Here is a 13,011-nt window from a genome sequence, read left to right on the forward strand (position 1 = left end):
CTACTCGCTTTTTTTCGGCGGCGGCTTCGCCGCCGCCGAAAAAAAGCTCAAACATACCGCTCGATCGGGGCTAAAAAGACTTTACGGTTCTTCTTTGAAAGCTCTTTGGAATAAAATCATTCCACTTCCATTTTTTAAAAATTCGGAACAACCACTTATCTGTGAGAGAAAAATCAAATATTCTTGGCAGCAACAGCAATATCTTTCGTTTCCAAAACCTGACTTGGATAACCTGTTTTTGCCACATTTGCCATTGCATTTGCAACCTCGGCAACGCTTCCGAAATAGTAAGGAAATACTGGTTTGAAAATCGTATTCATCCACGAAAAATACGGATACCATTTATTGACAAAACTTTGTCCATCCACAGGTTTCATAAATGCAGGACGAAAATTATAGGCATTTTTTCCGAAAAGTTTGATTAAGTCGTTTTCCGTTTTTCCTTTTACTGCAGCCCAGCCGTTTCCTTTTTCTTTAGAATCCGTGCCTGCTCCGGAAATGTAGCAAAATTTTCCGTTTGGATTTTCTTTTTTGAAAGTTTCCGCGAAATGGAGCGTCAAAGTGTGGGTGATCTTAAAATATTCCTCTTTTGAAAGTCCAACCGAAGAAATTCCCAAACAAAACAAAACCGCGTCGTAACCTCTCATTTCATTTGCAATAGACCACAGGTCGTAAAAATCCTTATGGATAACTTCTTTCAGCTTCGGGTTAGAAATTCCGCTTGGTTTTCTACTGATGGAAAGAATTCCAGCAATATCTTCACGTTTTAGAAGGCTGATTAAAGCACCATTTCCAACCATTCCGGTTGCGCCGGTTAAAATAATTTTCATTTGATAATTTTTGCAAAAATAGGAAACTCGATATTAACATTTTTGTAATACTTCTTCAACTAATTTAATTACAAATAAATTTTGGCTAAAGCCAATGGAATAATTCACTAAAAAAGCGGACTAAAGTCCGCTCCTCTTGATTTCATTTCGTGACGCACGATCAATCGTGTCTCCACCAATGTTTTATTTTTCTACGTATTCTTTTAAACTTTTTCCGATGATTCCGTTCCAACCGTTTTCAAAACTTTCCACTTGGAAATCGTTTCCTAGATGTTCAAAATTCTCAAGTCCTTTGTGTGTCAAAGTCACCACAGTTCCTTCTCCATCGGGTTCCAATTCCCATCGAACGATGGTTTTCTCCTTTGAAATTTCAGGATAAGTCCATGTGTGCTTGAATTTTTTCTGCGGAACATTTTCCACGACTTCACATAAATGATGATATTGCTCGTCTTCGGAACCGCCGTAAAAACTGAAAACCGAGTTTTCAGCAGCATTAAAGTCCGGAATATCAAAATACCATTCTTTAACTGCGTTTTTATCAGTAATTGCATTCCAAACTTTTTCTAAAGGTGCGTTAACTTTTTGTTTAACGACTACATTCTCGTGCATAGCTGTTATTTTTTAAGGTTGATTAAAATTAGCCAAATTTTTATGATAAGGCAAGTAAAAAAAATAAAAATGTGGGTAAGCTGATTTTTATCAAACCAAATTTCCGTTCATCACAACGATTGATAAAAAATATAAAATTCAGAATATTTTTTAAAGTAATTTTGCAGCCGTTTTCGTCAAACAAACAAAATGAATATTTTAAAGAAAATATTAGCAGCTATTTTACTACTTGTTGGAATCGTTTCGGTTTCCGCCTATTTTATTATGAAACAGAAAAAATTTGGAAAAGCACCTTCAGGACAACGTTTGGAAAGAGTCTTAAAATCTCCGCACTATAAAAACGGCAGATTCTATAATTTGAACCTCACTCCACAATTGGCAGAAGATACTTCAATGCCCGAAGTAATGTTTCGCTTTCTTTTCGGGAAAACGCCCAACAAAACCCCACAAAACGCTTTTCATTTCGAGAAAACTGATTTAAAAAAATTAAATCCCAATGAAAGCTTTTATGTTTGGATGGGACACTCTTCCTATTTTATTCAACTTGATGGGAAAAAGATTTTGGTTGATCCTGTTTTAAGTGGTTATGCGTCACCATTTTCTTTTACTACAAAAGCGTTTAAAGGAAGCGACATGTACAAATCCGAAGATATTCCGGCATTGGATTATTTGGTGATTACGCACGATCATTGGGATCATTTGGATTACGAAACGGTCGTGAAACTTTTCCCGAAAACCAAAAAAATTATTACAGGTTTGGGAACCGGTGAACATTTGGAATTTTGGGGCTACAATCCGAAAAATATCATTGAATTGGATTGGTTTGAAAGTTCAGATTTAGGCGATGGATTTAAGGTTACCGCAGAACCTGCACGTCATTTTTCCGGGCGTGGTTTAAAAAGAGATCAGGCAATTTGGGCAAGTTTTGTTTTTGAAAGCCCTAATCAAAGAATCTATATTGGTGGTGATTCTGGTTACGACACGCATTTCAAAAAAATTGGTGATAAATACGGCAGTTTTGATTTGGCGATTTTGGAAAATGGGCAATATAATAAAGATTGGCGCTACATCCATTTTATGCCGGGAGAAAATATTAAGGCGATGAAAGAACTCAATGCTAAAAGAATGATTCCCGTTCACAACTCCAAATTTGCTTTAGCTACCCATTCCTGGAAAGAACCTTTGGAACAAATGGCAGAGCTGAACACCGAAAACCTAAGAATCCTTTATCCTAAAATTGGCGAAAAAGTGAATTGGGAAGATGATGCGAAGGTTTATGAAAAATGGTGGGAGAAGTATTAGAAGAACCCAAATAAAAAGAGCCAATTGTTGCACAGAATCCATCTCTGTAGTGCACAGTAAATATAGTTTGCCGAGAATTCACATTCGTGAATTCTCGGCATTTTATATAGAACTATCTTTTCATCATAATTCATTAAATTTACGCTCAATAAAATTTAGAAATGAAAAACGCCTATATCATCGACGGTACTCGCTCTGCAATTGGAAGTTTTAAAGGAAGCTTAGCTGCAGTGAGAACCGACGATTTGATTGCTTCTGTCATCAAAAGTTTAGTCGCAAAAAATCCCAATCTACCTTTAGATAAAATCGACGACGTGATTATTGGCTGTGCGAACCAGGCAGGAGAAGATAACAGAAATATTGCTAGAATGGCACTTCTTTTAGCAGGACTTCCCATAAATGTACCGGGAGAAACAGTAAACCGACTTTGTGCATCGGGAATGAGCGCGATTGTACAGGCTTCCAGAGCGATAAAATCAGGAGAAGGCGATTTGTTTATTGCAGGTGGTGTTGAAGGGATGTCTAGAGGACCTTACGTGATTTCAAAGTCTGAAAATGGATTTGACACCGCCCAAAAAATGTACGATTCGAGTTTTGGGTGGCGTTTCATCAATCCCGAAATGGAAAAAATGTACGGTACAGAAGCAATGGGCAAAACCGCAGAAAACTTGGCGGAACTTTATAAAATCTCCCGTGAAGAGCAAGATGAATTCGCGTTAAACTCTCAACTAAAAGCCACAAAAGCACAGGAAAGCGGAAGATTGGCGGAAGAAATTTCTGATATCCTAATTCCACAAAGAAAAGGCGATGCGATTGTCATCAATAAAGATGAATTCATCAAACCTAATTCAACTTTAGAAATCTTAGGGAAATTAAAACCTGCATTTGCAAAGGAAAATGGAAGCGTAACGGCAGGAAATTCTTCGGGTTTAAATGACGGAGCTGCGGCGGTAATCGTAGCTTCGGAAGATGCGGTGAAAAATTATGGTTTAAGACCTTTAGCAAAAATTGTAAGTTCCGCTGTTACCGGATGCGAACCACGAATTATGGGAATCGGACCTGTTGACGCAACGAAATTGGCTTTAAAACGAGCAAATCTTAGGCTCGACCAAATTGATATTATTGAACTCAATGAAGCATTTGCAGCGCAAAGTATAGCAGTTTTAAAAGAATTGGGAATTGCAATCGACGATCCGCGATTGAATGTAAACGGCGGCGCAATTGCATTGGGTCACCCTCTTGGAATGAGCGGAACAAGAATTACTTACTCTGCGGCTCTAGAATTACAAAAAACAGGCAAAAAATATGCTTTGGCTACGATGTGTATTGGTGTTGGACAAGGTTATGCGGTCGTTCTTGAAAACGCAAAAGAGTAGAAAGAATTTTTTCAAAAATTTTGTTTACTGTTTGTAATATTGTTTTAAATTTGTCAAACACTTGTTTACTTTTATTTTTAAAGTAATTAATTATTTAATATCCATGAAAGAATTTCTTTCAAACTGTCCTTTGGCAAGAAGTCTAGATATCGTGGGTGATAAATGGACATTGTTGATTCTTCGCGACATCAGTGCTTTTGGGAAAACCACTTTCAAAGAAATTTCGCAAATGCCAGAAAAAATTGCAACCAATACTTTATCAGACCGATTAGAAAGATTGACCGGCGAAGGTTTAATTACCAAAACACAGAGCAAGAAAAACAAGCTCGTGTATCATTACAACATCACCGAAAAAGGACTAGAGCTCGTCCCGGTTGTAAAAGGATTTATGGAGTGGTCGATGAAGTACAATTATCAGGAATCTGAAATGGAAGATTTACAAAATCTAATTTCGACTGTAAAACTAAACTAAAAAATGCTGAAAATTTTCAGCATTTTTTTTTGAATTAACCGTATAACTTTTTTTGTCTGATGTAATGAATCTGTGATTAATTTATCTAAAACGTCCAAATTCAAATCAGCTAATTTTTTGAAATAAATGCAGGAACCCTGTCCCATTTTTATTTTGCCAAGTTGGGAGAGCAACTTGTTTTCAGTATCATCGCAATGTAAAACATAGAGCGAAAATGCAGATTTTCTTGGTGAAAAACCAATTCTACACCTATCGCCCTCTCTTCCACTTTCATATTTATAATGATATTTTCCGAAACCAATAATGGAAGGTCCCCACATTGTCGCTTTTTCACCTGAAAGTTTCTCCATGATTTCGACGAGTTTGAAGGAGTCATCCACTTTTTTCGGATCTGAATATCGGATGAAATCTTCTACTGAAAATTTTGTGGGCTTGGTTTTGTTTTCGGACATGATTTTGGCTTTAAAATTTAGACCTTGCTAATTCATTAGAATTCAAATAAAGACCGCTGGAAAGAACTTTAAATATTATAATAAATTATCCTATTCTCTTCTTCACAAAAACTTGAAAACCCATGTAAATCAATGGTAAAGCCATAATTCCCAAGAAAAGAGCATTTTGAATTGCCCGTTCCGGCTGTAATGCAATTGCGTAAACCAATCCGAAAAATGCTCCTCCAAGATGTGCAGCATGTCCAATATTATCGTGTTGGTTCGGATTCAGCATCATATAAACTGAATAAGCAAAATATAAAAACCCGAAAATATAACCCGGAATTGGGATTGGAATAAAGAAAAACATGATTCCCAAATCTGGAATCATCGCGATCGACGCAAACAAAATCCCCGAAACTCCACCACTCGCTCCGATTGCAGAATACCACGGTTGATTTTTGTAGAGGTAAAGTGAAAAAATATTTCCCAGAAGAATCGAACCGAAATACACCATTAAAAAACCGATTTCTCCGAAAGCTTCAACAACAATGGGTCCGAAGAAATACAGCGTCATCATGTTGAAGAGCAAATGCATTAAATCGGCGTGTAAAAATCCCGCAGAAAGCAAACGGATATACTCCTTTTTCTGTAAAATTGCACCTACATTGAATTTATACTTCTCAAAAAGTTGCTGATTATTAAAAGCGATAAAACTGATTATTGCCGTAACCGCAATGATAATTAACAGAATTGAACTCATATTTTATAAATGAAAAGTTTCAGCAATGTGAAACTTTATCGTGATTTTTATTAAACAATCTCCGAAGTTAAACTTCGTGATATTAATTTTTCGTGCATTGGTTTCAGCACTTCCAAACTGCCTGTCTTTACGGTACACTTTCCTTTGTAGTGGACAAGAATCGTGCATTGTTCTGCCTGTTCCAAAGTGTGTCCGCAGATTTCGATTAACGATTCGATTACGAAATCGAAAGTATTTACATCGTCGTTCCATAAAACGAGTTTGTACACTTCATCTTCCAGTTCTAAAACGGCGACATCTTCTTGATGTTCACGTTTCGGGTCTTCGTAATTTCTTGAAAATTTAGTATGACTAAACATTGAATTATAAAAATTTAAATTTCACCGATTTCTTCTGAAATTTCATCAACAATACTTGGTTCTTCGTAAACCAATTCCACCAAATCCACACTTTTATTCTGCATCTTCAGAATTTTCACGTGGTAATCGTTCATTTCAAACTCCTGATTTTCTTCGGGAATATCTTCCAGCTCGTGTAAAATATATCCCGCTAAAGTATTGTATTCATTATCCTCCGAAAGTGGAAATTTCTTGGGAAGATGTTCATTAATTTCATCTAAAGGTTGCGTTGCCTGTACCCAAAAAACGTTCTCTCCTACTTTGTCCACGATTTTGTCTTCATCATCTTCTTCATCCTGAATTTCGCCCACCAATTCTTCCAAAATATCTTCCAAAGTGATAATTCCTTCCGTTCCCCCAAATTCATCTATAACGACTGCCAAATGTTGCTTTTTCTGCTGGAAGACTTTCAGCAGATCGGAAATCTTTTTACTTCCCACCACGAAGAATGCTTCACGCATTAAACTCTTCAAATCTTCGTGAGAAATTTCACCTTTTCTCCGAATATATTCACGGATGATTTCTTTAGCATAAAAAATCCCGATAACATTGTCGATAGAACCATCATAAACAGGAAGTCGGGAATAACCTCCATCCATAATTTTATTGATGATTTCTTCTACAGAATCCTCTATGTCAATTGAAGCAATATTCTGTCTTGGAACCATAATTTGTTTCGCGGAATGGTCTGTAAAATCAAATGCGTTTTTAATGATTTCGTAATTCTCCTCTTCAATCTCACCCGAATCTGCAGATTGCTTTACCAACAGTTGCAATTCTTCCGTTGAATGTATTTCCTGTTCGGAAGCAGGATGAATTTTGATCAACCTTAAAAATGCGTTCGACATTTGATTCATTGCCCAAATAAAAGGTTTGAAAATCGTGTAGAAAATTCTCAGCGGCATTGCAATCGCCATTGTTGTAGGTTCTGATTTTCTAATCGCAATCGACTTCGGAATTAATTCCCCAAAAACGATGTGCATTACCGTAATTAAAAGGAAACTAAGAACCAAAGAAACCGTGGTTACCGTAGTTTGATCAATCGCAAAATTAAAGTAGTGGAATATATTTTCAATGACGTGATGCATCGCACTTTCGCCGACCCAACCTAAAGCAAGGGAAGCTAAAGTAATCCCGAGCTGTGTTGCAGAGAGGTATTCATCAAGATGTTTGATGATGTGTTCCGCTTGTTTTGCCATAGCATTTCCTTCTGCGGCTTTGAGCTGAATTTGGGAGTAACGAACTTTAACGATTGAGAATTCTGCGGCTACGAAAAAACCATTGAGTAATACAAGAAATAATGCAAGCAAAAGCTTGACGACGTCTGAGTCCATTGAGAATTTTAAAAATATTTTGGCAAAGATAGTTAAAAAATTGATTCCAGCGAGGATTGAGTCCACCCATTCAAGTAATTAATAACCAATTGATAATCATAAATGTAAACAATAAAAAAAAATCGACTGCCTTATTAAGAACAGCCGATTTGCTAAATAATTATGTATTTTTTTGGGATTAATTTTTAATGGTCACACCTGCTACTTCGCCTTTTTCTGTTTTCTCATTTTGTACAGCTTTCACATTGCCTTCCGATGTTCTTCCCTTCATGCCGGTTTCGGGCATTTTATCCAAGGGTCTACTTTTGAAATCAATGCTCTGACTTTCAGGTTTACCCCATTCTTTGGCATGTAGATACTTACCTTTCATTTCCTGTTCTTTTTCAACTTCAGGAATTACTCGGTGAGCATTTGCAAACTTATCCTGACGAACCCCCGTCACTTGCCAACTTACTTTGATGTTTGGTTTATCGGTTTTAATGACAAATGTATTCTCTTTGATTTCCTGCGAGATAATTGCCTGCGCAAAAGTACCGATGACCGTTAGCTGATACCTAAAATCCTTATTCAAGGCACTGAAATATTCCGGCATTTTCACATAAGCTGTTCCATTGGAATCAGTGGTGATGTTTCCGTTGTACACATTCATCATATCTGGACTTTCTACAAAGCTATGGTAGAGGTATTTGTTTTCGGGGTCGAGTGGATGGTCGATTTTGAACGTACCGCTGCCTTTAGCAAGTGATCCGGTAACCTGTACATTACCACTAAAATAGCCGGCATAATTTGTTGCAGCTCCTGAGGCAAAACCATAAACTCCGTAACGCGTGGCAGGAACAGTGGCACCTCCAATTGTGTTTGCAAAACCATAAACTCCATAGGTATTTCCAACTCCTGTGGTTGCTGCAAACGAACTGTTTTTGTTGTATCCCACAACCCCTATTCCAGCCGTGGAAACGCCTTCAACTCCCGCTGTATTTGCAGAACCAAAAACGCCGACATCCTGATTACCAGTCCCAAAATTAGAATTGGCATCTGTAAATTCCACCCCATTGTACCCTATACCGTGAATTCCGGTACCGTAATTCGCTGTATTATAATAACCGTAAACTCCTCCTTTCAAACTTGCAGCCGCTGTATAAGAGTACCCGGAAATAGCCGGGTAATTGTCGATTCCGGCGACTGGGGTTGAAGGTTGCATTACGGTAAGTCTTCCGGTAGGATTTTCTGTACCTATTCCGGTTGCGCCATTGCTTACGATAAGTCCCTTGCCGGAAGTTCCGCCGTCAAAAAAACCGGCAACTCCTGCTCCTGTAGCAACACCCCATATTCCTTTTCCGGTACCGGTGTTGACACCTACAGTTCCACCAAGAGTTCCTGAAGCGAGGCCATAAATGCCGTTTTGAGAGCTGCTCACACCAATGACCCCGATACCTGTTGTGGATTCACCATAAATTGATCCTGCCGTTGCAATAGAAGTTGCCGGAACTCCGACTAAGGTACTCCTGAATGAATTGGCGCCGGTTGTACTCTGAACCTGGAATCTAATGTTGGGGTCCAATGTCCCTACATTAATTCCTACCGATGTTCCGTTGTCCGAAATCTGCGAATCACCCAAACTGTTTGCTGAAATGAATTTGGGTACTTTATTGTTTGTCCCTGTAATTCCTGCAACAGATTGTGCAGTTTTTGCGCTCAATGCATAAGGAACACTTAATAGTTGAGAAGTTGATATAAGTGAATAAGCAGTCCCGCCGTTCGGATCAATTTCCGTTTTTACAAAATAGGGACCTGTGTTCCAGTTAATTCCAGCTAAAGTGCCGGTAATTGGAGTTCCAGAACCAATTTGCAACGTAAGTAGACCGTTTGCATTGGTCGTTGGATTTGGGGTGAATGATTCCTGGTAAACCACAGTTCCAGATGCGGAAGTTTGCAAAATGCTTACTTTCACCCCGATACTTTTATTAGCGGCAACTGCATTTCCTGCGCCTCTTACGATCGCTTGATAACTAATGAGATTCGGTGATTGCGCATAAATTCCTTGGAAAAGCAAAAGAATAAAAATCGCAAGCACTTTAAGAGTAAAATTTTTCATGGTTATGTTGTTTTTAGTTGTTATTTTTTAATGATTTGGTAAATTACTTTTTGATGATTTTAAATGTTTTCAAAACGACATTTTCAGCTGAAACTTTCAAGATATATATTCCCGAAGGACTTTGCTGCAAATCAATTTGTGACTCTTTGCTTTGAATTTTAGCATTTCTAATCATTTTTCCAGACGTGTCGAAAAGTTCATAAGAGGAACTTCTTTTGGCAAAATCTGCAAAATTCAAGAATAGAATGGATGAGGTGGGATTGGGATAGACTTTCATTTCCACCGTAATGGATGCAAAATTATCCACGCCCAGTGTCGTGATTTCAAAAGGTTGCTGAACTCCCTGAATAGTAGAATTATTACCGGCAATTACAGTTTCCTGAAAAACCTGCCCTACCGAATAACTGAGGCTACCCGTAGCGCTCCCTACATCGCCTCCGGATGCGTTCACCGAAGTTTGCGCTCGGCAATTACAGAAAACAGCAAAAGCCAAGAGCGTAAATAAAGTTTTCATGGTTAGTGTTTTTTAAAAAATTGGTTATTAGTTTTTTTGATGTTCAAAATTCACGAGAAAATAATTATACTACAATATTTTTTGTACGGTTTGCACGAAATTCTGTATAAATGGTTCTGGAAACTTCTTATTTCGAAAAAAACAATTCTCAAAAAAACAGTTTTGCATTTACTGGTAAAAAGATGGATAATAATTATTCACATTTAATTTTTAACTTTGAATAAAACTAAACCGATGATTACTGCAATTTTAATTGATGACGAACCCGACGCATTAGAATGCTTACAGTGGGAATTGGAAAATTTCAAGGACGAAATTCGAGTTGCTGCAACCTTTAACAATGCCCACAATGCCATTGAATTTCTACAAAAAAATGAAACAGACGCCGTTTTTCTTGACGTTGAAATGCCGGAAATGAGCGGTTTTGAATTCCTGGAAAAGTTTGCTAAAAGGAATTTTGCGGTGATCATTACAACCGCTTATCAGGATTATGCTTTGCCTGCAATCAAAAAACAATGTCTTGACTTCCTGCAAAAACCAACCGATTCTGCTGCAATAAAGGAGTGCATCAATAAAATTAAGAACTTTAAAAACGAGCACCTTTTCATCAATTATTTTGAAGAAAAACTCTACCGGAAAGCAGAGAAAGAAGGCCACAAAAAAAATCATCATCAATACCGACGGAAAACTGATGTTTCTGCAGCCCGATGAAATCATCTACTGTGAAAGCGACGGGAACTACTCCACCATTTATCTTGAAAACGAAAAAAAAATTTTGATCTCAACTCCCCTAAAACAGCTTGAAGAAAAACTTACAGACGATTTTTTCAGGATTCACCATTCGTATATCATCAACATGAACAAAGTGCAGGAATATTTGAAAAACGACTCGTATGTGATTTTGAGCAACAATATTAAAATTCCGGTTTCAAGGCAGAAAAAATCGAGTTTCTTGGACCGTTTCTGAACTTATCCTGATGAAACCCATCGTTACTTTTTTCATATCATTTTTTTCGTTGTTTTTCCAATCGCAGGAGACCTTCAAGGATATTACCCGAAATTTAAAAACCGACAACGCTCTTTTAGATACCACTTACAGAAAAATTTCCGGCGACACGGTTTCTTTGCTAAAACTCCTGACCTTAAGTGAAAAAAATAGAAATGGGACTGCCCAATCGTTTTTCTTGAATAAACTTGGGGTGTTTTACCGCGACAAATCTAAATATTCAGACGCTTTTAATCTTCATCAAAAAGCGCTAAAAATTGCGAAAAGCAATGACAATCTGGAGCAAATCATCATCAGCGAAAATTTATTGGGCGTTGTTTTTCGAAGAAAGGATGAAATTATTCCGGCCATTGAACATCATCAAAAAGCGCTGGAACTAGCAGAATCCATCAAAAATCCAAACGAAACCATTTTACGAAACGTGGCAATTTCGTGCAACAGCCTGGGAAATGTTTACCTCACCATGAACCATTTGGATGACGCCCTGCAATACTTTCAAAGGTCGCTAAAAATTGAAAAAATAATTAACAATAAATTAGGTTTAGCAATAAATTACCAAAACATCGGCGGAATTTTCGAAAAGAAAAATGACCTGGAAACCGCATTAAAAAATTACCAGCAATCACTTCTTTACAACGAAAAAATCAATTCCGAAATAGGCAGACTCATTTGTAACAACAGCATTGGGAGCGTGTATTTAAAACAAAACAATCTGGCAAAAGCCGAAAAGTACATTCTACCTACGATACCAAAAGCAGAGGCAATCGAAGATAATTTCTATATTTCGCTTTCTTACATCAACACAGGTTGGCTTTACTTGCTGCAAAGTAATCCCAAGGCAAAAAGTACCATTTTAAAAGGATTGAATATTGCCGAAAAAAATGATTTCATTTCTTCAAAAATTGATGCTTATGAACTGCTGTCCCAACTTTACCAACAGGAAAAGAATTCAGATTCGGCATTAAAATACTATAAAATTTATGCTACGGAAAAAGAAAAGTTCAACAACCAGAGCACTTTGCGAAGCATAAGCGAACTGAAAAACAAATATCTCCTGGAAAAACGAAAAAATGAAATCAACGAGCTGAAAACGGCGAAGGAAGAAATGATGATCAAAATGAACTCCAACAAAGTTGTCTTTTCGATCTTGCTGCTGTTGTTTATTATTGGTGGGATTTTTTATTATTTCATAAGCAGGCAAAAACAGTTGAGGCAAGAAAGGAAAATGCTATTGATGGAGCAAGATTTGATCCGCCTGCAAATGAATCCACATTTTATCTTTAATGCACTGAATTCAATAAAATCGTTCATCGTTAAGAATGACACCCAAAATTCTGTATTTTATCTCAACAAATTCGCAAGAATTTTCCGAAATATCCTCACTGGAATACAACAAAAAGAAACGACTTTAAAGCAAGAGCTGGAAAATATTGAAAATTATCTCTCTATTGAAAATATGAGATTTGGGGGTTCAATTTTTTATAAGATAGAAGTTGATGAAACCGTAGATTCCGAATCGGTAAAAGTTCCTGCATTTCTTCTGCAGGTCTTTGTGGAAAATGCAATTTGGCACGGTTTGGCATTAAAGAAGGGAGATAAAATACTGATGGTGAAAATTTCTAAAATCCAAAACAACCGACTATTCATCGAAATTATTGACAACGGAATCGGCAGAAAAAAATCACAGGAAATTAACTCCGCAAATTCAAACCGGAAAGAATCGCAAGGGTTAATTATTTCTGAACGAAGACTTGAAAATTTTTATGCTAAAGAATATTCTTTAAAAATTCTTGATTTGACCGACGAAGAAAAAAATGCGACAGGAACTTCTGTGCAATTGGAAATCCCACAATAAAAAAAGCACCGAAAAACTTCGATGCT

At 37.2% G+C, this 13,011-nt stretch carries 14 protein-coding genes; 6 read left to right on the forward strand and 8 right to left on the reverse strand.

Annotation, left to right across the window (positions count from 1 at the left end):
* Window positions 1-173: 173 nt before the first annotated feature.
* Window positions 174-830, reverse strand: coding sequence for an NAD-dependent epimerase/dehydratase family protein (locus J4771_RS03530; protein WP_224136455.1), 657 nt, complete (start codon window positions 828-830; stop codon window positions 174-176).
* A 183-nt stretch (window positions 831-1,013) separates the two neighbouring features.
* Complete coding sequence (locus J4771_RS03535) at window positions 1,014-1,439, reverse strand: SRPBCC family protein (protein ID WP_224136457.1); 426 nt, start codon at window positions 1,437-1,439, stop codon at window positions 1,014-1,016.
* A gap of 189 nt (window positions 1,440-1,628) precedes the next feature.
* Here J4771_RS03535 and J4771_RS03540 point away from each other — a divergent pair, with 189 nt between their 5' ends.
* The 3 genes from J4771_RS03540 to J4771_RS03550 all read left to right on the forward strand — a co-directional run bounded on the left by J4771_RS03540 (window position 1,629) and on the right by J4771_RS03550 (window position 4,589).
* Complete coding sequence (locus tag J4771_RS03540) at window positions 1,629-2,741, forward strand: MBL fold metallo-hydrolase (protein ID WP_224136459.1); 1,113 nt, start codon at window positions 1,629-1,631, stop codon at window positions 2,739-2,741.
* Window positions 2,742-2,902: 161 nt separating this feature from the next.
* Window positions 2,903-4,117: an acetyl-CoA C-acyltransferase gene (locus J4771_RS03545; protein WP_224136461.1), complete on the forward strand. Its 1,215-nt coding sequence runs from the start codon at window positions 2,903-2,905 to the stop codon at window positions 4,115-4,117.
* A 103-nt stretch (window positions 4,118-4,220) separates the two neighbouring features.
* Window positions 4,221-4,589, forward strand: coding sequence for a winged helix-turn-helix transcriptional regulator (locus J4771_RS03550; RefSeq protein WP_224136463.1), 369 nt, complete (start codon window positions 4,221-4,223; stop codon window positions 4,587-4,589).
* Here the strand turns inward: J4771_RS03550 and J4771_RS03555 are convergent.
* From J4771_RS03555 to J4771_RS03580, 6 genes are all read right to left on the reverse strand, one after another.
* Window positions 4,586-5,041 carry a DUF1801 domain-containing protein gene (locus J4771_RS03555; RefSeq protein ID WP_224136465.1) on the reverse strand — a complete coding sequence of 152 codons (456 nt, stop codon included), beginning with the start codon at window positions 5,039-5,041 and terminating at the stop codon, window positions 4,586-4,588. The two genes, J4771_RS03550 and J4771_RS03555, sit on opposite strands and share 4 nt — an antisense overlap.
* A gap of 85 nt (window positions 5,042-5,126) precedes the next feature.
* On the reverse strand, window positions 5,127-5,783 hold the full coding sequence (locus J4771_RS03560; protein WP_224136467.1) for a rhomboid family intramembrane serine protease: 657 nt from the start codon (window positions 5,781-5,783) through the stop codon (window positions 5,127-5,129).
* Between the two features lie 50 nt (window positions 5,784-5,833).
* Complete coding sequence (locus J4771_RS03565; RefSeq protein ID WP_224136469.1) at window positions 5,834-6,142, reverse strand: ATP-dependent Clp protease adaptor ClpS; 309 nt, start codon at window positions 6,140-6,142, stop codon at window positions 5,834-5,836.
* 14 nt (window positions 6,143-6,156) lie between these two features.
* Entirely contained in the window at window positions 6,157-7,515 is a 1,359-nt protein-coding gene (locus tag J4771_RS03570; protein WP_224136471.1) for a hemolysin family protein, read from the reverse strand.
* A gap of 178 nt (window positions 7,516-7,693) precedes the next feature.
* On the reverse strand, window positions 7,694-9,610 hold the full coding sequence (locus J4771_RS03575; RefSeq protein WP_224136474.1) for an autotransporter outer membrane beta-barrel domain-containing protein: 1,917 nt from the start codon (window positions 9,608-9,610) through the stop codon (window positions 7,694-7,696).
* A 43-nt stretch (window positions 9,611-9,653) separates the two neighbouring features.
* The gene (locus J4771_RS03580; RefSeq protein ID WP_224136476.1) at window positions 9,654-10,124 is read right to left on the reverse strand and encodes a T9SS type A sorting domain-containing protein; all 471 of its coding nucleotides are present in this window, start codon (window positions 10,122-10,124) and stop codon (window positions 9,654-9,656) included.
* A 234-nt stretch (window positions 10,125-10,358) separates the two neighbouring features.
* Here J4771_RS03580 and J4771_RS03585 point away from each other — a divergent pair, with 234 nt between their 5' ends.
* From J4771_RS03585 to J4771_RS03595, 3 genes are read left to right on the forward strand one after another with little or no spacing between them, the layout of a single operon-like run.
* On the forward strand, window positions 10,359-10,835 hold the full coding sequence (locus tag J4771_RS03585) for a LytR/AlgR family response regulator transcription factor (protein WP_224136478.1): 477 nt from the start codon (window positions 10,359-10,361) through the stop codon (window positions 10,833-10,835).
* Window positions 10,816-11,091, forward strand: a complete 276-nt coding sequence (locus J4771_RS03590; RefSeq protein WP_224136480.1) for a LytR/AlgR family response regulator transcription factor — start codon at window positions 10,816-10,818, stop codon at window positions 11,089-11,091. The genes J4771_RS03585 and J4771_RS03590 overlap by 20 nt, the downstream gene beginning before the upstream one ends.
* 10 nt (window positions 11,092-11,101) lie before the next feature.
* Window positions 11,102-12,985, forward strand: a complete 1,884-nt coding sequence (locus tag J4771_RS03595) for a tetratricopeptide repeat-containing sensor histidine kinase (protein WP_224136482.1) — start codon at window positions 11,102-11,104, stop codon at window positions 12,983-12,985.
* Window positions 12,986-13,011: the final 26 nt, after the last annotated feature.

The organism is Candidatus Kaistella beijingensis, from assembly GCF_020084865.1.
Lineage (GTDB): Bacteria > Bacteroidota > Bacteroidia > Flavobacteriales > Weeksellaceae > Kaistella > Kaistella beijingensis.

Coding starts and splice junctions, on each gene's coding strand:
- J4771_RS03580 (WP_224136476.1), bottom strand. CDS start 10,124: ATGAAAACTTTATTTACGCTCTTGGCTTTTGCTGTTTTCTGTAATTGC.
- J4771_RS03550 (WP_224136463.1), top strand. CDS start 4,221: ATGAAAGAATTTCTTTCAAACTGTCCTTTGGCAAGAAGTCTAGATATC.
- J4771_RS03530 (WP_224136455.1), bottom strand. CDS start 830: ATGAAAATTATTTTAACCGGCGCAACCGGAATGGTTGGAAATGGTGCT.
- J4771_RS03590 (WP_224136480.1), top strand. CDS start 10,816: ATGTTTCTGCAGCCCGATGAAATCATCTACTGTGAAAGCGACGGGAAC.
- J4771_RS03595 (WP_224136482.1), top strand. CDS start 11,102: ATGAAACCCATCGTTACTTTTTTCATATCATTTTTTTCGTTGTTTTTC.
- J4771_RS03555 (WP_224136465.1), bottom strand. CDS start 5,041: ATGTCCGAAAACAAAACCAAGCCCACAAAATTTTCAGTAGAAGATTTC.
- J4771_RS03560 (WP_224136467.1), bottom strand. CDS start 5,783: ATGAGTTCAATTCTGTTAATTATCATTGCGGTTACGGCAATAATCAGT.
- J4771_RS03545 (WP_224136461.1), top strand. CDS start 2,903: ATGAAAAACGCCTATATCATCGACGGTACTCGCTCTGCAATTGGAAGT.
- J4771_RS03570 (WP_224136471.1), bottom strand. CDS start 7,515: ATGGACTCAGACGTCGTCAAGCTTTTGCTTGCATTATTTCTTGTATTA.
- J4771_RS03540 (WP_224136459.1), top strand. CDS start 1,629: ATGAATATTTTAAAGAAAATATTAGCAGCTATTTTACTACTTGTTGGA.
- J4771_RS03565 (WP_224136469.1), bottom strand. CDS start 6,142: ATGTTTAGTCATACTAAATTTTCAAGAAATTACGAAGACCCGAAACGT.
- J4771_RS03575 (WP_224136474.1), bottom strand. CDS start 9,610: ATGAAAAATTTTACTCTTAAAGTGCTTGCGATTTTTATTCTTTTGCTT.
- J4771_RS03585 (WP_224136478.1), top strand. CDS start 10,359: ATGATTACTGCAATTTTAATTGATGACGAACCCGACGCATTAGAATGC.
- J4771_RS03535 (WP_224136457.1), bottom strand. CDS start 1,439: ATGCACGAGAATGTAGTCGTTAAACAAAAAGTTAACGCACCTTTAGAA.